This window comes from Gaoshiqia sp. US2, from assembly GCF_059705485.1.
In genome coordinates this window covers 2,674,687-2,693,275 of sequence record NZ_AP048550.1, presented here as the reverse complement: position 1 = coordinate 2,693,275, position 18,589 = coordinate 2,674,687, and the positions used below count along the sequence as shown (strand labels likewise).

The following is an 18,589-nucleotide window of genomic DNA, read 5'->3' as shown; positions in this document are numbered from 1 at the left end:
GTTCCTTGTTATGAAAATCATTTACAAAAAAAGCGAGGAAAGGCAGGATAAGCCCACAGAGGAAAAAGAAACCCGGCTTTCCCGGCTGATCAAAAAACTGGACACACAGGACGAAGGAATGGACCCCGAAAAACGCAAACGCAAGTGGATGTATATCCTGGCCCTGCTGTTCTTCCTGTACCTGGTTTCTTTCCTGATCCCAATACCTGAACTGAAACGCCAGACCCTTGACCGGCAGGAAGCAAATGGAAAGAATGCCCCTGTTTCTTCGCCCGCTGCAGAAACTCAAAAGCCTCTGACCTTTGATATGCCTGTCGATTCATTTGAAAACATTTTAAAAAAGAATATTCATGAAAAACTTCCTGAAAAGAAATAAACCGCTGTTATTCCTTCCGTTGGTTCTGATCCCCTTTATTGTCCTGATCTTTTACATTTTGGGAGGAGGAACGAAAAAGGAAAAGGAAGAAGAAGAGCAAAAACAGCAGCAGGCAGCCAAAGGGGCCAATTATTCCCTGCCGGATGCTGATAATAGTGTCGCGATTTACGACAAAATGGACAACTATTCCTCAAAAAAAGAAGTTACGGCCAGTCATGATTATAACATTGACGGAGAAACTGATTCGTTGCCGACGGAAGAAAACCCTGAAGAAGAAGTACTGTCCGAAGAACGCCTGCTTTCCGGTAAACGGAACCTATACCGAAATGACCCGGTCCCGGCAGTGGAGCAGGAACCATCGGTTGACCTGCTGGCGCATATCCGGCAAAAGGAACAAACAGTAAGGGAAGATTTGGCGAACAGCCGGTCCAAATCAGAAGAAAAACCAATAACCGGGAACTATGAATCTGACCAGCAGTCAGGCACCAGAAAAGAAACAGTCGGCAGAAAAACACCAATAGAACATCCGGTTACCGGCATTGAAGAACTGGACAAAGTATTCCGGCAGAACAGCAGGCTGGCCAGAGAGAACGATTCACTGAGTATCTGTTTGAAAGAATCCACGGCCAAAAACGAAAAGCTGGAAGCGGAAAAAAACAAACATTCTACCTTGGAGAAAAGCGGAAAGTCAGGTTTTAAACCCAAAGATACGGCAGTCCCGGTCATCGAAGCAGAAGTGTATGAGACGACCACCGTTTTGACCGGCAACCGGGTCAAGCTTCGCCTTTTGGAAGAAGCCTGGCTGAACGGGGTGAAAATCCCGGCCAACACGTTCCTGTACGGAACCTGTGAAGTCAGTAATGAACGGCTTCAGATCGAAGTGCAGCAAATACCGGTTGGAGAAAAGTTTGTCCCAGTGGCTATCACTGTTTGCGACCTGGACGGATTGCCCGGACTGTATGTTCCCGATAACGCTTCGCGAAAGGTAGCCAAAGAAGTGGGCAGCAGCGCCAATACTTCCTCCATGTTTGGAGTAAGCAACAACCCACTCACTTATATGGGAATGCAGGCTGCAGACCGAACCGCGCAATCCCTTTTGAAAATGATCCGGATCAGGAAAGTTACCGTCAAAAAAAACACACTGGTCTATTTAGTCAACAAATCCAGATAGTAAATCCAATCCATTTAAAACAAAACAATCCCATGAAATCAATTATCGTTATCATTTTTGGCGCACTGGCGGTAAACTTGTCAGTTAACGCCCAGCAGGTTCAACCCGCAAACACGAATATTTTACCTGCAATTACCAACAACTTAAAAGTATCCGATGCCAAAACCAGCCATTTGGTTTGCCCTGATAAGGTCAGCTATGTGCAGGCCGGGGACTATTCGCTGGTTCAAGCCGAAATTGTCCCTGAACTTTCCAATCTGATCCGGATCAAAGCCGCTCAGCCCTTTGAAAAACCAACTTCGCTGACGGTTGTTTGTGCCGATCACATCTATTCGTTTGAACTGAGTTATGGCAACGATGTCCCGATTACTTACCCGATAGAAAGTTTTCAGTCGCAACAGGCCATGACCTTTTCCGGAAAACTGATGCCCGATTATTTGCTCAAAGACCTTAGCGACCAGGTATTGGAAAAGCACCGGCACCGGTTTCATAAACGAAAGGCTAAAAAAGATGGAATTGAAGTTCGGTTGAATTCGATCAGCCTGAAAAATGATGCGCTCTTTTTTGAGCTTCAGGTGACCAACAAAACCAACATGGCTTACGATGTGGAAAGCTTTAATTTTTGGATTACCGACAAAAAGAAGGCCAAAGCGACCAACGTTCAGGAATACCAGGTCTTTCCGCAATACCAGCGCAACAAGGTTCTGCGCGTTCCGGGAGATGCGACGGTTCGTGAAGTATTTGTGATGGAAAAAATGACTATTCCGGATCAGCGGATCCTAAAGATAGAACTGGGTGAAAAAGCATTGGGCAACACGGGTCGAAAACTCAGCTTTAACCTGAAAAACAAGGATATCCTCAAAGCCCGAAAACTGTAAGTAAAATTAGAATCTGCTCATTCAAAACTAAAACTTTAATAATGCACTAACGCAAAATCCCCCCGTCGGGGGAACTTAGGGGGGCTATATGGAACACGAATCACACGAACTGGTCAAGCTGCACGAAGGGTTTCGGTTCTTTAGCTATGTGCTGCTTTTTACATCGCTGTATCTGACCCAACTGAATTATTTTGTTCTGAAAGGAATACAAATACCGGCTTTTCATTCCGTGATCGAAAAGATGCAAAATCTGAAGTTTGTGGCGAGCCTGTATCCATCCAAAGTGGTTTGCCTGGTTTTCCTGGCCATTACCTGTATCGGCACCAAGGCTCACAAAGACAGGGAATTGCTGGTTTCCACCATTGTGGGACAGACCATAGCAGGATTGATTCTTTATTGGGGGAGCCTGATAGTATTCAAGGCGTATCCGTCAGTTTACCTGTTACTAACCTTTGCAGGTTTCGTTTTGCTGAACATTGGTTTTGACAACATCTCCAAATTGATCAATGTCAATTTGATGAAAGACAGGTTCAATGTGGAAAATGAAAGTTTTCCACAGGAGGAAACCCTGAAAGCCAATGAATATTCAGTGAACCTGCCGACGGTTTACCTCTACAAAGGCAACGAACACCGGGGCTGGATCAACATTGTCAACCCTTTTCGGGCAACGATGGTAATCGGAACACCCGGCTCCGGCAAATCCTTTTCAGTGGTGCTGCCATTTATCCGGCAGCACCTGAAAAAAGGGTTTTCCATGTGCGCATATGATTTTAAGTACCCTGACCTTTCCCTGGTTACCTACAATCATTTTTTGAATGCAAAGAAAAAAGGAAAGCTGCCGGAAGCCGCCCGGTTTTATGTGATCAATTTTGAGAACATCGAAAAGTCATTCCGGTGCAATCCGTTAGCTCCTGAGTGGATGGAAAGCCCGATTGATGCCTTCGAATCTTCCCGGACAATCCTGTATAACCTGAACCGGGAATGGATACGCCAGCAGGGGGAATTTTTCTCTGAATCAGCCGTTTCCTTTTTTGCTGCCGTCATGTGGTTTTTGAAAAAGTACCAGGACGGAATGTTCTGCACCCTGCCACACGCCATTGAATTGCTGCAAATGGATTACGACGATTTGTTTGCCATCCTGGAGCAGGAAAAAGATGTGGCCAACATCATCAACCCGTTTATCAATGCGCACAAACGCGGGGCCAGGGAACAGTTGGAAGGACAGTTGGGAAGCCTGAAGATTGCCATCTCGAAAATCATCAGCCCCGAGATTTACTGGATTTGTTCAGGCAATGATTTCTCGCTGGACATCAACAATCCGAAATCACCCAAAATCCTTTGCCTGGCGAACGATCCGCTTCGTGTGGAAATGTATGGCGCAGTACTGTCACTGTACATTACCCGGATGCTGAAGGTGATCAACAAAAAGGGACAGCAGCCTTCATCGCTGATCTTTGACGAACTGCCGACGATTTACTTTCGGGGGCTGGATACGCTGATTGCAACAGCCAGAAGTAACAGGATATCGACACTGCTGGGAGTGCAGACCATTGATCAGTTGATCCGCGATTACGGGAAAGAGCAGGCCAATGCCATCACCAGCAACATCGGCAATATCTTTTGCGGTCAGGCTGCCGGTGAAACGGCCAAGTTTATCCAGAACCGGATGGGAAAAATACTTCAGGAACGACAATCGCTCAACATTAACCGGAATGTACAATCGGCAACATTTTCCACCCAACTGGATTTTTTGGTACCGGAAGGTAAGATTGCCACATTGCCACAAGGATACATGGTTGGACAGATCGCTGATAACTATGGGGAGTCAATCGCTCAGAAGAACTTCAATTGTCTTATTCGAATCAACATGAAATCACAACGGGAAGAAGAAGCCAGTTATGTAGCCATTCCGGATTTCTATAAGTTCGATAATGTACCGGAAGTACTGGAAAGAAACCGGACCCGGATACAGAATGACATCCGAAGAATAGCCAACCAGAGACCGGACCCGGATCAAAAGGAAAAATCCGATTCAAATACACAACAGCATGAAAGTCACAATAAAAACCCGAATAATGCTCTGTCCAGGAATCTGAAACCTAATCAAAAGCTTAACCAGGGATCAATTCAAAAAGCAGCTCCAAAGTCAAAGTCAAAAAAGTAAAAATACCATGATTGAAAACGCCACATACTTTAAATGCAGGCCGTCACAACTGATCAACCTGCAAACCTTTTTACTGACCATTCTTTCAATACCGATTGTAATCCTTTTAAAGATCATGCTGAAAGAACAACAGGTAAGCTCAATCTTGCCTGAAAAGCTGGCAATTCATATTGACATGCTCCCTATCTACCTTTCGGTTTATGTCCTTATAAACCTCTTTTGGCAAATCCTGAAGGTTTGGTGTACTCGCTATGAAATCGATCCAGAAAAACTAAAACACTCATCAGGAATCATATTCCGAAAGCATGAGTTTGTCGAAAACTACCGGATCAAGGATTTTTTAATAGAAAAACCTTTGATCTACCGAATATTCGATCTGGGCAACCTGACTATATATACTTCTGATAAAACGACACCAATCTTGCATTTAAACGCTATTTCAAAACCGGAAGAAAAGTATCAGATACTTCGCGGACTGGTGGAGCTCAGCCGAAAAGAAAAACATGTTTACGAAATCGATTAGCAGTGTAAACCTATTTTATAGTAACGCAAATCAAAGATAACAGCCATTAGTATTAACAATTTAAATTTTAAAAGCTATGGAACAACAACAAAGCACACGAATGTCAATGGATCAGATTCCGTTTGACAAGCTTGAAAAAGTAGGTATTAAGGCCGATTTGATCAAACAAATGGAAAAACAGGAAATGACCGATTTTCTGAACGGATTTCGGTCAGACAAGCTCTACACGGTAAACGCCAGGATTGGAAATGAAGATTACAAAATCCCGGCAAAAATCCGCTTGCAAAGCAAGGAAGACGGATCAGTGGATATCAGAATCCACCCCATTCAACGGCTAAATGTCCCTGATGAATACATGGGGCACAAGTTTACCAAGGAAGAAAAAGGAGCATTGCTCAACGACAGAAACCTGGGCAAAACAGTGGAACTCACAGGACGCGATGGAAAAAAGGACAACTACTACCTGGCCATTGATTCCAAAACCAACGAACTGATCCCGCTTCGGACCAAAATGATCCACATACCGGAAAAGATCAAGGGGGTAACCCTTTCTTCGGAACAAAAAGAAAAACTGGCTTCCGGACAGAAGGTGACCGTTGACGGAATGATGGGCAAGAACGAGAAGAAGTTCTCAGCCACACTTCAGGTTGATGCTGCCGGACGGAATATCAGTTTTTCGCAGTTCAAGCAGGAGAAATCCGAAGATTTAAAAACCGATGCCAAGCAATCGGAAAAGCAAGGGGCCAGGCAAAAGGTCCACTAAAGTAAATAACAGGTCCCGTTTTCAAAACCGGAAGGGGAAATGCTGAAAAGGTTTCCCTTTCTTTTTTGACAAGTGTGATTTGAAAAATAAGCGAAAATGAGGATGAAAGTTCAAAGAGAAAAAGCGAAAAATCAGGGGGAAAATCTTGTTCAAAGTGGGGAATGCAAGTTGTGTTTTTATGGCCATAAAAACCTTTCCAGCTTGTTCCGGCTGTGCCGGAAGACATTCCCCAAATAGTCGAATGATTCCCCACTTTGAACTTTTAGCCAGTACCTAAAAAAATCCATGCGACCCAGAATATCTGATAAAGACAAACGTAAAATAGTTGTTAGACTATTGATGACCAGGGAAGAAAAGCTAAAGCTGGATTCTTTGGTCAAACAGGGAAAGTATGGCTGTATGAGTGATTATATGCGGAATAAGATATTTGATCAGTCAAGAAAGAAAACCATTTCGTTGAATGATGAAGCCAGAGAACAGCTTAAAAGCCTGGATTATGAGCTGAATAAAATCGGGGTTAACCTGAACCAGCTTTCCAAGCGGATGAATTCGTTTTCCGGTTATAATATTGGCGATAATGACCGGCAATTGTTAAAACAGGCTTTTGAGATGATGCGATACTGCCTGATTGTTCTTCAGAAATACCTGCATTGATTTTCTTTCAAGGCACAGATAACTCTTATCGATGATTATCAAAATCCACCAGGCTTGCAGTACGAAAAATGCGTTGTTTTACAATGAGCGAAAGGTAGAACGGCATTATGCTTCCTTTTACCAAAGCAGAAACACACCGGAAATCAATCCATTTCTGGGAGATAAGAATGCCCGATACGGGATTTTCAAAGAAATTGAAGACCGGAATACGCGGGTTCAAAAGCCTGGGTTGCATATATCGGTTAATCCGACTGTCAGTGATTTGGTCAGTCTTGGCGATACCGGTATCCGGACTGAGATTGATAACCTGATGAAACACCTGGGCTATGGGAACCAGCCTTACCTGGTTTATAAGCATGCTGATCTGGAACGGGTGCATTTTCATATTGTATCTACCCGTATCGATTGTGATACTGGCAAAAAAATCAAGGACAGTTACGAAAAAGAAAAGACACAGCGGTTTATAAAGGATCTGGAGCAGAAATATCAGCTTACCAAAGATGAACCGCAGGAGAAACTCAACTATCGGTTTTCAGGTTCCAGCAAAAACCTGAAGCAAAATCTGGAAAGTTTGTTTACCCAGCTCAACCGGATGGAGTTTATCACCTCCAGGGAGATGTATGATCAGGCGTTGAAGCTTTTTAATGTGGAAATCCGAAAGGCAGGGAGAGGATATTCTGTTTTTGTAACTGATGAGCAAGGGAACCCGGTCCGGCACCCGGTAAGGATGAGTGATTTTGAGGAGAGGCCAAAGTTTTATTTAGCTGAACAGCAAACTTTAACTCAACGTCATAATCGGCATCTCAATCCGGATCAAACAGGACTGGGTACCGGAATTCTAAAATCGTTGGTTTTAAAAGAATTATTCCGCCAGATGAATTTTAACGCAAATGAATATCAAAAGAGAAACAAGCAAAAATTGATATCCAGGAGGAAGAAAGGGAATAGGTACAGGCCATAGCGGTAGCTCTTAACGTATTGCCGGAAATTTTTAGTAAGGTTAAAAGGTAAATCCTGGATAAGATTCATAATTTTGATGAACGTAAAAATTTCAGTATGTCTGAATCACAAAATAATAGTATCAGCAAGCCTTCTGCAACTCTTGATCTTCGGGATCTTTTAAACAGGAACTTCATTTCAAGAACAGGAACAACTGGTCGTGGTACTTTTTACGTTATAAAGTCAAAGGGCTAATAAAGGGCTAAAAGGGCTATTGATGGGATAACATTGGGCTAATCCAGAACATTAAAGAAAGCCGGACCAGAGTGTTGCCTAAGGTAATGGTGGAAATATTGAAAAACACGGCAAAGCAGAAATACTTTCTACACGATTGTGTAAAAGAAAGGAAATGCTTAAGTTAGTTGAAAGACAGATATGAAGCTCACAGAAAAACAGATAGAGGAAATTGCCGGCAACCTGGATTGCGGGATGAGATGTTTTTACAACCTTAAAACAGGAGAGATTAAAACTTTACTCAATTTTGATAGCTGGATTGGGGCTGATGAGGAACCATGGGAAGAAGAAGCGAAGGAGATTGACGAAAATTGGGATGATTATTTTGAGTTTACAGGATTTGAGGTCCATGAATCTTTTCGGATAATGGCTGATTTTGCAGAGTATATTGATGATCTGAAATTACAGGAAAAATTGATAAATGGATTAAACAGACCAAAGCCGTTTAGAAACTTTAAATGGCAAATCGATAACTCAGGAGAGTACCGGCAACAGTGGTTTGACTATAAAAAAGCGCGCTATATTCAGTGGGTTAAAGAACAAATTGATTTAAACGAGCAGAATTTTAATGAATAACGTGGATTTAGAAAAAGAGGTTAAAAGGCTTGTACATTCATATCGCTATGAAAAAGGATATGTTTGTGCTGTGGATGTGCTTTTGCAACTGGGCTACCTTAGTAAAGACGATTACGAAGCCTGGCGGTTTGGACGCATTGACTACCTTGAAAAAGTATGCAAAACCAACCTGGGTAAACTGACTCTTATTAACAAGCTGATCAGAAAATACTCGTCCGAGTTGGGTTTAAAAAGCTCCTGGGCTGCATACAACCAATTCGGGAAAGGGATAAAACGTAGGTTGCGGTTTAGCAAATCAGCTGATAAAACAATTGAGGATCAATATGCAACCCATTATATTGATACAAAAAGGATCGATGAACTAAAAGAAAAGAAAGCAGGTATTCACACGGATAGCAAGTAAGTTTAGTTGCATGTTGAACAGGGCAATATTTTAGAGCCAGAATCGGGTTGCCCCTTTAAAAATATTATGATATTGGTACTATAGGTACAAATAATAAAATAAAAATAAAGAACTTATGAAGGGACAATAAGTAAAAAGAAACGATGATTGAAATGGCTGGAACACAATAGTATACAGACCCTTTTGTTACCTTAAATTGTTACGGTGTTGCGAATATTAATATGATAGCCATTCCGGTCTTTAATCCCAATGCTTGAGTTGGACCTGCATCCCGCGATCAATCTTTTAAACATCCTATAGGTACCACAAGAACACCATCTTTGCGCCGATACGCATACTGACTGCCGGTAAGCACCATTAAAAAAGAAGGTTCCCCCATTTTTTCTGCGTCAATTTTTGATTTTAACCGTAACAGGTTTTCGGCCGCGATTTCTTCCTGCTTACCTCCCAATTTAACTTCAATCGCTGCCCACCGGCCGTCTCTTAGACGGACGATCAGATCGGATTCCAGTCCGTTTTTGTCCCGGTAGTGAAATACATCGCCGTCACAGGCTTGTGCATAGATTCGGACATCGCGTGTGCATAAAGATTCAAACAGGAATCCAAAAGTGTTGAAATCCCGCAACAGGCCCTCCGGGTTTGTCCGCATGGCGGCTACTGCGATGGATGGGTCCACGAATTGTCGCTTAACAGAGGTCCGTATGGCTGTTTTTGACCGAAGCGAGGGAGACCATGCCGGCAAATCTTCTACGACAAAAATCCGTCGCAAGGCATTCAGGTAAAAACTGACGGTTTTGTCGGACAGGCTTACATCGAAGGCTTCCATATCATCCATGATGGTTTTGACGGTAGCCATTGTGGAAATATTCCGTGATAACGAACGGAGTAGCAAACGGACTCTTTCAGGGTTCTTTTCGACCCCATCTACCCGCGATACATCATGGTTGATGATGGCTTCAACATAGGCCGTGGCCGTGCGCAAGGCCGCCTGTCCCTTTAACCTGACCGAGGCGGGCCAACCTCCGCGGCACAAGGCAAAGGCTATTTGCTCAATGGTCAGGCCAGACATGGATTCCATGTCTGCATGTCCGTTAAAAAGTCCGGACAAGGAAACGGTGCCGTTGGATTCCTGGGATTCGTAAAGGCTCATGGGCCGCATCAACAGCCTGGAAATACGGCCGGTACCGGTATGGGCAGTTACGTTGTCCGACGGGACTGCGGAGCCGGTCAGGATAAACTGCCCTGTTTCAGTCCGCTGGTCCACTTCAAAGCGCACGGCATCCCAAAGGACAGGCGCCATTTGCCATTCATCCAGTAACCGTGGTGACGGTCCTTTCAGCAACAAAGATGGTTTGACATCGGCCATGGCGAGATACGATGCCGTATGATCGGGATCCTGCATGTATAAGGTGCTTTTTGCCGCACGTGATGCCGTGCTTGTTTTTCCGCACCACTTCGCACCCTCTATCAACACTGCGCCTGACGACTGCAATGCCTGTTGCAGCTCATTGTCACAAAGACGTGGTAAATATGTTGTGTCACTCATTTTGTATATCCTATTTGGCATGCAAAATAATACTATTTCCTGGTTTGGCAAAGTTTTACTTCCTGTTTTGGACGTATTTTACTTCTTGTTTTGGCTGATTTATGCTTCCTTTTTTGACTTTGAAATATCGGGGAATATCATTTTCACCTTGATTATCATCAGGCAGTGGCTCTATCTAAAGGACAGTAATGCCCTTTTTTGTTCATGGCCTTTTGTTTTTTACAGGTTAATATTCTGTTTCACTCAAATTCCCGACAAAGTTATTTACGCTTCCCGGAACGGTAAAGGGGAACTCGCCCGTCTGACCGCTCAGTCCGGGCAGGCTTTTCGTGGCTCGTTTCCTTCGGATGCGTTCATTTTTTTGCTTTGGTCATTGTCGATGAAGATATAAAACACAGAGAACACGAGGTTGGCAAAAAACTGACATGCACCCCGCTGACCTGATCCGGGACAGCTCAATATAGGTACGCCAAAAATTTAAGTTTAACGGCGTGCCAGATTTTCCCTTAAGTTAATCGAAGGGTGCCAAAACAAGCCTCCAGGGCAGGAGCAAAATCAAATGAAAGATTCAAACGGATGGGAAGTTGTTTCCACCTATTCAACACGGGAAGCTGTGGCAGACGGCTTTCTTGTAAAAGTTGACAGCAAAGCTTCCAGGGAAGCAGGCATTAAATTTCCGGTTTACCTGACTCGTGCAGCATGGGACAAGTATGTGGAAGTTCCGAAAGGCATGGAGGAGCTTCAGAATCTTTCCGGTCGACTTTGGGACGTGCTGTTCATGTTTGCATTTCATGCCAGGAATGTTTCCTCCAATTTTCTCCAGTTCGATTTTATCAGCTATATGCCTGATGAAGGAAATTGGGAACCGAACGAAAAGCTGGAAACCCCGGAAAATCGGTTTAACCGGTTGGTTACACTTAAAGCGGTGATTCAGGCACAGGATTTCGACGATCCGTCACCAGCCATTTTCATCATGAAGCCGGATGAAGATTAGTGCATACGATCAAACAATTTTTTCAATCAAAATTAAAGGAGGATAAGCAATGAAATATAAAGATGATCCAAGACAGATTGCAGTCCGTTATCCCTGTAATTGTTCAAAGTGTCAAACTCACCTGCCCAAAGGGGCGTTAGCCTATTACTGGCCTCGAACCAGGACTTTGTTGTGCTGTGGTTGCGGAGAACCGGAATACCGGAGTTTACTTTCATCTGCGGCAGATGAAGACGTTTATGCCAGGAAAGGGAATCCCTTTTGAACTACCTGGGGCTTTTCGCCCCTTTTTTGTTCGTTAACATTCATTGAATAGATATTTAGAATCTGTTGTAAGGTGTTGTGTTACACTCAAATTTCCGGCAAAGTTATTTACGCTTCCCGGAACGGTAAAGGGGCGGTTGCTTCTCCCGTTGCCTCATGGCAACCGTCCTTCGGATGCGTTCAGTTTTTTGACTTTTCACCAATCTTTTATAAATCTGATTCAGTAAATGTAAAAAAGTTTGCAAAAAACTGACATGCACCCCGTTGACCTGATCCGGGACAGCTCAATGGTGGTACGCCAAAAATTTAAGTTTAACGGCGTGCCAGATGCCATTAAAAGTCCGCAGGGCAAGCGGCCCAATCTTATGAATTCTTCATTCGACATTTACGAAATGGTTACCAATCTGCTTATCGAACGACTTGAAGCAGGTGTCATCCCGTGGCAGATGCCCTGGAAAGCTGAGACCTGCCTACCTCAAAACATGGTTTACAGGAAAGTTTATCGTGGTTTTAATTTCTGGTTCCTGCTTACCGTGGCTGACAAATTCGGTTCCCCGTTTTTCCTCACCTTCAACCAGGTCAAGGAATTGGGCGGGCATGTAGTGAAAGGAGAAAAAGGTTTCCCGGTTGTGTTCTGGAAGCTTCTGGATATGGAAGAAAAAGATGGCAGCATCGACCAGATTCCATTTCTGAGATATTACACTGTTTTTAACCTGAAACAGACCGAAGGGATCGATGAAAGCAAAATTCCTTCCACGGAAGCTCATGACCACGATTTTGACCCGATCGGCCAGGCTGAGCAGTTGATTGAGTTCTGGTCTGATTGTCCTGAAATCCGTTTGAACCAGACCCATGCCTTCTATTCACCTTCCGAAGATTATATCGGGATGCCCAATCCGCGAACCTTTTTTAAGGATGAACAGTTTTACGCCGTTCTTTTCCACGAAGCAACGCACGGAGTTGGGCATATTAGCAGGACTGGCAGACATGAAAAGCTTCACGATTACAAATTCAATTCTCAGGATAATTATGCACTGGAAGAACTTGTGGCCGAGATGGGAGCTGCCTACCTCTGCCATCTGACCGGTATCCAAAACGCCACCATTGATAACAGTGCGGCTTACATCAAAAGCTGGATTGGCAAATTTAAGGAAGACAAGAAGATGCTTCTAACAGCTTCATCGATGGCGCAAAAGGCAGTGGATTACATCCTGGAGCATCAGTCTTATCCGAACCCGCCAACCAGTATAGCGCTGGTTGATCCATTGGCGGAGGCAGTTTAGCCTCCGCCTTTTTTCATCTCATTAATTCAAATCTCAATAGTTAATCATGATTAAAAATTCAAAAAGATGGAACAGCTAAAAAGTTTTTCCCAGTATATTCTCCAGATTGGTTACAAGTACGGTTTGCATTCGGTGTTTGACGATTTTCTGGAAATGGTCATTTGTTCCTTATCCCTGGGTGCAAAGGAGGATCGCTACCATGAGATTGTCCGGAACTATGAGAAGCCAGACGCCTATATGATGGCTGAAGCTTTCGGGGCGTTGGTTATTGAAATGGACAACAATGGTGAAGGCTTGAAAGACGGGTTCGGTGACTTTTATATGGAATATCTCAGCCATGGACACAACGGACAATTCTTTACCCCGGAACCGATATGCGAAATGATGGCCAGGATATTAAACCCGGCAGGTTTCGGAGAACGGGTGGCAGATTGTTGTTGCGGATCAGGACGGATGCTACTGGCCGCAGCGAAAATAGAAAGAGATTCCTTATTCTTCGGGGCTGATGTTGACCGGACCTGTGCCATGATGTGTGTTATCAACCTGTGCCTGAACGGGCTCCTGGGCGAAGTTTGCTGGATGGACACCCTGATGAACCGCTTTTACGCTGGATGGAGGATTGAACTTCACCCGGAGCATGGAGTTCCGTACATCAAGGAAATCACGGAATCAGAAAGCTACATGGTTTTAAGATTACCGGAAAAGAAACAGGTCATCATTGATCAACAATCTCCGGTGCCAAAAATAACCCAGCAGTTGATGTTTGAATTCTAAGGGGCAGAAAAGCCCCTTTTTTGTTCGTTTCCGGTATTTTGAAAGGTAAAACCACTCCATTTAAAATTGCGGGCAAAGTTATTTACGCTTCCCGGAACGGTAAAGGGGCGGCTGCTTTTAAAAACAGGAAAAGCAACCGTCCTTCGGATGCGTTCATTCCGGTTGCTCCGGAATGACATGCACCCCGTTGACCTTATCCGAGACAGCTCAATGTCGGTTAAGCCGAAATTTTAACCGGCGTGCCAGATGCCAAAAAAAAGCCACAGGGCAGTGGTAAAAATCATGAATAATGCAGCTAAAAAAATCGAAGCTGAAAGTGTTGAACAACCAAAAACTTCCCTGGAAGTAGTGAAGAAAGAAGAAAAGGCGGTAGCTGAAGTTCCTTCACTGGAAAAGCGTATCCAGAAAGTGGAAGATTTGAGCATGCTCATCGAGAAGTGGCGCAAGTTGACGGATACCCGCAGAAACCTCCAGACCTTCTCGCTGGGCGCTGACGGGATGGGTGCCACCGTGTTCCTTCGGGACGCTTCCGGCAAAGAGTTTAAAACCTCCAATACCCCGGTTGTCTCTGCCGTGATGGATGAAATCAAAACCACCCTTGATGAAAAGATCAAAGAGGTTGAAGATCAGATTAAATTCTGAAAAACGAAAGAGGCGAAATGCCTCTTTTTTTGGTCGTTATATTGTGATAAACAAGAACAATAGTGTTTGTATCTTAAATTTTCATGTTTTCAAACTTACAATGAATGGGCAGTTATTTTTTTAATTAAATACCTTTATATTTGTACAACGATTGTTTATACAGATATAAAGTACTGATAATTAAATATTTTAAGAGATGACAAAAGCAGATGTTGTTAACCGGATTAGTGAAAATACAGGAATAGAAAAAGCCACAACACAAAAAGCACTTGAAGCTTTTATGGAAACAGTTAAAGAATCTTTGACTGAAGGAAGAAATGTTTATCTTCGGGGTTTCGGTAGCTTTATCATAAAAAGAAGAGCAGTAAAAACTGCCCGTAATATTTCCAAAAACACTACAGTCATTGTTCCCGAACACTTTATTCCATCTTTTAAACCGGCTGAAACATTTGTGGCCAGGGTTAAAGAACATGTAAAATAAGAGCATTCGGAAGCAAAATATCATCATGTTCGCTCATGCCGGGCGATACAAAAATGTTGCTCAACAGATAACATATTGATGATTCTGAAAAACATATTCAAAGAGAAATAGCTGGATCAAAATGTAGTTACGGAGGAATCTCCGATAACTGCAATTCAGGATCAGTTATTTGAATTCGATTTTGGAAAAGAGGACAAACAAGTCAAAGAGAAACAAAAAGAATAAATTTTAATGATATGCCAGATAAACAAAAAACCGTAGCAGAATTGATCGTTTATTACAAAAAACAACGTCTGTCAAGCCTCCTGTTTGACACGCAGGAGACGGCCGATAAATTTGTAGAAGCGATAACACATTTTTTCAGTAAAAAAGGGATAAAAGAAATTTCCTTTCAAGGAGAAATCAGGACTATTTATATGCCTGAAAGCATTGTCGGAGAAATAAATGACTATGCCGAAGGAAACATCAAGCCAAGGGGAACGATTTTGGAAATGATGAAAGTAATCGACGGTCTGAATTGAAAATATTCAACTGAAATTACATACATGCCAACAGAAAAATGAAATACAGATTGGGACTTTAGTGAGAAATTTAGTATTCTGTTTTTAAGTAAGATATTGATAGTAAATATATTATTTATTCAGAATAAATTCAGATGATAATAACATCAAGACGCAAAACTATATCAGGACCGGTGCATTTTTTTATCGATCCTGATTTAAAATGGTTGAAACCATTTCCCCAATTTTTTTATAAGAGACACAATTTGGTTTCCAGGATATCCATGTCTTCGGAAATTTTTTTGTCCAACACCTTAGCATAAATCTGTGTTGTCTTCAATGAGGAATGACCGAGTAATTTAGAAACGGTTTCAATTGGAACTCCGTTGCTCAGGGTGACCGTTGTTGCAAACGTGTGGCGCGCGATGTGCATCGTAATATTCTTTTTAATGCTGCAGATATCCCCTAATTCTTTTAAATAACTATTCATTTTCTGGTTAGTTAAAACCGGGAGCAGAAGTCTCTTCCCGGTGTTTTTGGGATAGTCCTCGTACCGTTTTAAGATTTCCTTTGCTTTCGGCAAAATTGGTATCCTGCACCTGTTATTGGTTTTTGAGCGGTCTATAATAATCCATTCTTTTCCATCCGGTTTTCGTTGAAGGTGAATGTCACAAAGTTTTGATATATCAGCAAATGAAAGCCCGGTATAGCAGGCAAAAACAAAAATATCCCGAACGACAGCCAACCGTTCAATTTGGATCTGTTTTTCTTCTATTCTCTTCAGTTCCTCCATGGAAAGGATTTCCCGGTGGGTTTCATCCAAACCTACTTTAAATTTTGAGTAAGGGTTTTTATCGAGGTAATCCATCGAGACGGCCAGGTTCAAAACCCGTCTCAGGTGCTTGTGATAATTCCATGCCGTGTTTTGGACATTATTGAATTCTTCTTTGATAAAGATATCAAAAGCATCCAAAAATTTGTAATCAATGCATTGAACAGGAACATCGGATTTTTTCAATTTCGATTCAATGAACCCGGCCAGACGTTTCCTGGAAGATTTATAATGTTTATAGGTTTCCATTGAATAGCCTTTGTTCAGCTTGGAAAGGATGCTATTCAGGTAGTAGTCAAAAATTGCCAGTATCCCTTTTGTATCTCCGGTGTTCAACAACCTGTCTTTGATTGAATATACATTAAAATCCTCGTCGGTTGACCTTAGCAGGTTAAAAACATCCTGTATTTCGGTCCTGATTTTATCCAACCGCTCATTTAAGACCCGGCTGCCCGGGATTTTTTCTTTGATCCTTTGTTTTGATTCGTCCCAATGGCCTTTGGTGGCATAAATCCCTGTGGAAAGTTCGACCCTTTGTTTCTTGAACGTAAACCTGACATAAATTGGCGATTTTCCTTCAACAGTTTCCCTGTTTTTCCTGAATAAAAAACTAATTACAACCTTCATAATTTACTTGTTTAACCATAAGTTGAAAAATGGTCTCGGCAACCATTAAAAATACCTCATTTTCTGCTTTGAAAAAAGCGCCAAAATGAGTCAAAGTGAACCAAATAAAATGTTTTGAATCAATTCGTTGCGTGATTTGCCGCGACCATGGGAGACACTGAAAGTTGTGGTCTCGATTTTGCCCCTTTAAATATGGCTTTTGATGAAGATTTTTGACATTTTGCTTCAAAATAAAAGCGCTTAAATCATTGAATTTAAGCGCTTTTGATACATTTTGATACTTCTACCCGTGCCCAGAACAGGACTCGAACCTGCACGTCCAAGCGGACACTAGTCCCTGAAACTAGCGCGTCTACCAATTCCGCCATCTGGGCTTATTTTCAACAGAAACAATTTTCACCTGACGTTTCAGGATTATTCCCATATCGCCTTTTTGTTTTAGGCGTTGCAAATATAGAAAAATTTCGTGCTGATGCTACCCCAAAATCAAATTTTATCGCTTTGTTGTCATTTTTTTTCTGCTCATCAGATCTTGCCGATAAAATCACTCCGTTCATCGGAATTTTAGTCCGGATACGCAAAAGTTTTCTTCATTTTGTAACGTATAACAAATGAATATCTAAATCAACCATTTATGAATTACTTGGCTGAATTTATGAACATGTGGAGTCAAAGCGCCACTGTTTTCCCGAACGACTTAAACAGTTTTAGCAAAAAAGAGCAAAATTTACGTGAAATACAGTTTGACAGTTTTCTCAATAAGCTTCAGGACAGCTCGTGGAGGTCGGAAAATAACGCAACGCCAGTCAAAAAGCAGGAATTACTGGATTTGTTAGCTTCCTTTTTCCGAAACACGCTGGGGTACAGCGATGAAAATCTCCGGGTAATCCTTTCAGACGACATGGTCCGTTCTACCTTCTGGTTCATCAATGCAGCCCTGACTTACGACCCGGCCATTCGTTTTCATGATATTTTCCAGGCATGCAGAAATGTGTGGATCATGAACGGGCTTCAGTTTCTTTGCGGAAAAACCGTTTGCCTGACGCCACCGATTTTTGCCTACAGCATGCTTTACCCGTACACCGATAATTACCTGGACGATCCGGCCATTTCGCCATTTGAAAAGCTTGATTTCAGCAACCGGTTTGCAAAACGACTGGCCGGCAACAAAGTTAACGCCCGGAACATCCAGGAGGAGAAAATCTTTCATCTGGTCGAAATAATTGAAGACTATTGGGACAGGGAACAACACCCCGGGGTTTATAAGAGCTTACTGGCGATTCACGATGCTCAAACTCAAAGTGTAGCCCTGATGAACCATGCTCCATCCCTGGATCCCGATAACATTTTTAAAATTTGTATTCAAAAAGGAGGAACATCGGTTATTGCAGACGGTTACCTCGTTTTGGGTCAGTTAACCGGCGTTGAAGAAAAGTTTTTCTATCATTACGGCGCTTACCTGCAGTTGCTCGACGACCTGCAGGATGTTGCTGACGACCTGAACAGCTCGCTGATGACCTGTTTTTCATCAAAAGCCCAACAGGAAAAGCTGGACGCCTGGTTATGCAAAACCTACGATCTGGGGTTCCAGGTCATGGCTCGTACAGATCATCTTCGGTCGGATCACGGCGACATTTTTAAGTCGCTGATGAAAAATAGCATTGATTTGTTTTTGGTTGAATCGGTGGTCACCAACAGTCCGTTTTTCAGCCGGAAATTTGTCAGGAAGTTTGAATCTCATTCCCCCCTGCGCTTTTCATTCATAAAAAAGAAAAACGGCACCTTTTCGCCCTACCAGGACCAGCTTTTTGAACAGATTATGAAACAGGCCTCCATTAACCGGGAAGAGTTTTCTTACGATTTTCTAACAAAAAACAGCCTGCTGAAAGAACAACAGGCTGTATAAAG

At 42.7% G+C, this 18,589-nt stretch carries 19 protein-coding genes and 1 tRNA gene; 17 read left to right on the top strand and 3 right to left on the bottom strand.

Features of this window, described 5'->3' with window-relative positions; all coding sequences use genetic code 11:
- The first annotated feature begins 10 nt into the window (after positions 1-10).
- From AC6H3C_RS10760 to AC6H3C_RS10715, 10 genes are all read left to right on the top strand, one after another.
- Entirely contained in the window at positions 11-376 is a 366-nt protein-coding gene (locus tag AC6H3C_RS10760) for a hypothetical protein (RefSeq protein ID WP_497520770.1), read from the top strand.
- Positions 351-1,547: a conjugative transposon protein TraM gene (gene traM / locus AC6H3C_RS10755; RefSeq protein WP_497520769.1), complete on the top strand. Its 1,197-nt coding sequence runs from the start codon at positions 351-353 to the stop codon at positions 1,545-1,547. Before AC6H3C_RS10760 ends, traM begins: the two co-directional genes overlap by 26 nt.
- 32 nt (positions 1,548-1,579) lie before the next feature.
- Complete coding sequence (gene traN / locus AC6H3C_RS10750; protein ID WP_497520768.1) at positions 1,580-2,425, top strand: conjugative transposon protein TraN; 846 nt, start codon at positions 1,580-1,582, stop codon at positions 2,423-2,425.
- An 88-nt stretch (positions 2,426-2,513) separates the two neighbouring features.
- Positions 2,514-4,589 carry a type IV secretory system conjugative DNA transfer family protein gene (locus tag AC6H3C_RS10745; RefSeq protein ID WP_497520767.1) on the top strand — a complete coding sequence of 692 codons (2,076 nt, stop codon included), beginning with the start codon at positions 2,514-2,516 and terminating at the stop codon, positions 4,587-4,589.
- A gap of 7 nt (positions 4,590-4,596) precedes the next feature.
- Positions 4,597-5,112: a PH domain-containing protein gene (locus AC6H3C_RS10740; protein WP_497520766.1), complete on the top strand. Its 516-nt coding sequence runs from the start codon at positions 4,597-4,599 to the stop codon at positions 5,110-5,112.
- A gap of 76 nt (positions 5,113-5,188) precedes the next feature.
- Positions 5,189-5,875, top strand: coding sequence for a DUF3945 domain-containing protein (locus tag AC6H3C_RS10735; protein WP_497520765.1), 687 nt, complete (start codon positions 5,189-5,191; stop codon positions 5,873-5,875).
- Positions 5,876-6,160: 285 nt separating this feature from the next.
- Positions 6,161-6,529: a plasmid mobilization protein gene (locus tag AC6H3C_RS10730; protein ID WP_497520764.1), complete on the top strand. Its 369-nt coding sequence runs from the start codon at positions 6,161-6,163 to the stop codon at positions 6,527-6,529.
- A 31-nt stretch (positions 6,530-6,560) separates the two neighbouring features.
- On the top strand, positions 6,561-7,490 hold the full coding sequence (locus AC6H3C_RS10725; protein WP_497520763.1) for a relaxase/mobilization nuclease domain-containing protein: 930 nt from the start codon (positions 6,561-6,563) through the stop codon (positions 7,488-7,490).
- A gap of 413 nt (positions 7,491-7,903) precedes the next feature.
- A complete protein-coding gene (locus AC6H3C_RS10720) occupies positions 7,904-8,338 on the top strand; it encodes a UPF0158 family protein (RefSeq protein WP_497520762.1) in 435 nt (144 codons plus the stop codon).
- Positions 8,331-8,741, top strand: coding sequence for a hypothetical protein (locus AC6H3C_RS10715; RefSeq protein ID WP_497520761.1), 411 nt, complete (start codon positions 8,331-8,333; stop codon positions 8,739-8,741). Before AC6H3C_RS10720 ends, AC6H3C_RS10715 begins: the two co-directional genes overlap by 8 nt.
- A 277-nt stretch (positions 8,742-9,018) precedes the next feature.
- Here the strand turns inward: AC6H3C_RS10715 and AC6H3C_RS10710 are convergent, their stop codons facing one another.
- Positions 9,019-10,287: an ATP-binding protein gene (locus AC6H3C_RS10710; RefSeq protein ID WP_497520760.1), complete on the bottom strand. Its 1,269-nt coding sequence runs from the start codon at positions 10,285-10,287 to the stop codon at positions 9,019-9,021.
- 559 nt (positions 10,288-10,846) lie between these two features.
- Here AC6H3C_RS10710 and AC6H3C_RS10705 point away from each other — a divergent pair.
- The 6 genes from AC6H3C_RS10705 to AC6H3C_RS10680 all read left to right on the top strand — a co-directional run bounded on the left by AC6H3C_RS10705 (position 10,847) and on the right by AC6H3C_RS10680 (position 15,243).
- A complete protein-coding gene (locus tag AC6H3C_RS10705; protein WP_497520759.1) occupies positions 10,847-11,281 on the top strand; it encodes a DUF6573 family protein in 435 nt (144 codons plus the stop codon).
- 500 nt (positions 11,282-11,781) lie between these two features.
- Positions 11,782-12,825, top strand: a complete 1,044-nt coding sequence (locus AC6H3C_RS10700) for an ArdC family protein (protein WP_497520758.1) — start codon at positions 11,782-11,784, stop codon at positions 12,823-12,825.
- A 66-nt stretch (positions 12,826-12,891) separates the two neighbouring features.
- On the top strand, positions 12,892-13,599 hold the full coding sequence (locus tag AC6H3C_RS10695) for an N-6 DNA methylase (protein ID WP_497520757.1): 708 nt from the start codon (positions 12,892-12,894) through the stop codon (positions 13,597-13,599).
- 246 nt (positions 13,600-13,845) lie between these two features.
- Positions 13,846-14,241 carry a hypothetical protein gene (locus tag AC6H3C_RS10690; protein WP_497520756.1) on the top strand — a complete coding sequence of 132 codons (396 nt, stop codon included), beginning with the start codon at positions 13,846-13,848 and terminating at the stop codon, positions 14,239-14,241.
- 196 nt (positions 14,242-14,437) lie between these two features.
- Complete coding sequence (locus tag AC6H3C_RS10685) at positions 14,438-14,722, top strand: HU family DNA-binding protein (protein ID WP_497520755.1); 285 nt, start codon at positions 14,438-14,440, stop codon at positions 14,720-14,722.
- A gap of 236 nt (positions 14,723-14,958) precedes the next feature.
- Positions 14,959-15,243, top strand: a complete 285-nt coding sequence (locus AC6H3C_RS10680; RefSeq protein ID WP_497520754.1) for a hypothetical protein — start codon at positions 14,959-14,961, stop codon at positions 15,241-15,243.
- Positions 15,244-15,472: 229 nt separating this feature from the next.
- On the opposite strand, the gene AC6H3C_RS10675 is transcribed toward AC6H3C_RS10680, so the two are convergent.
- Positions 15,473-16,681: a site-specific integrase gene (locus AC6H3C_RS10675; protein ID WP_497520753.1), complete on the bottom strand. Its 1,209-nt coding sequence runs from the start codon at positions 16,679-16,681 to the stop codon at positions 15,473-15,475.
- A 290-nt stretch (positions 16,682-16,971) separates the two neighbouring features.
- A tRNA-Leu gene (locus AC6H3C_RS10670) sits at positions 16,972-17,055 on the bottom strand.
- A gap of 260 nt (positions 17,056-17,315) precedes the next feature.
- On the opposite strand from AC6H3C_RS10670, the gene AC6H3C_RS10665 reads away from it, so the two are divergent.
- The gene (locus tag AC6H3C_RS10665; protein WP_497520752.1) at positions 17,316-18,587 is read left to right on the top strand and encodes a class 1 isoprenoid biosynthesis enzyme; all 1,272 of its coding nucleotides are present in this window, start codon (positions 17,316-17,318) and stop codon (positions 18,585-18,587) included.
- Positions 18,588-18,589 lie beyond the last annotated feature (2 nt).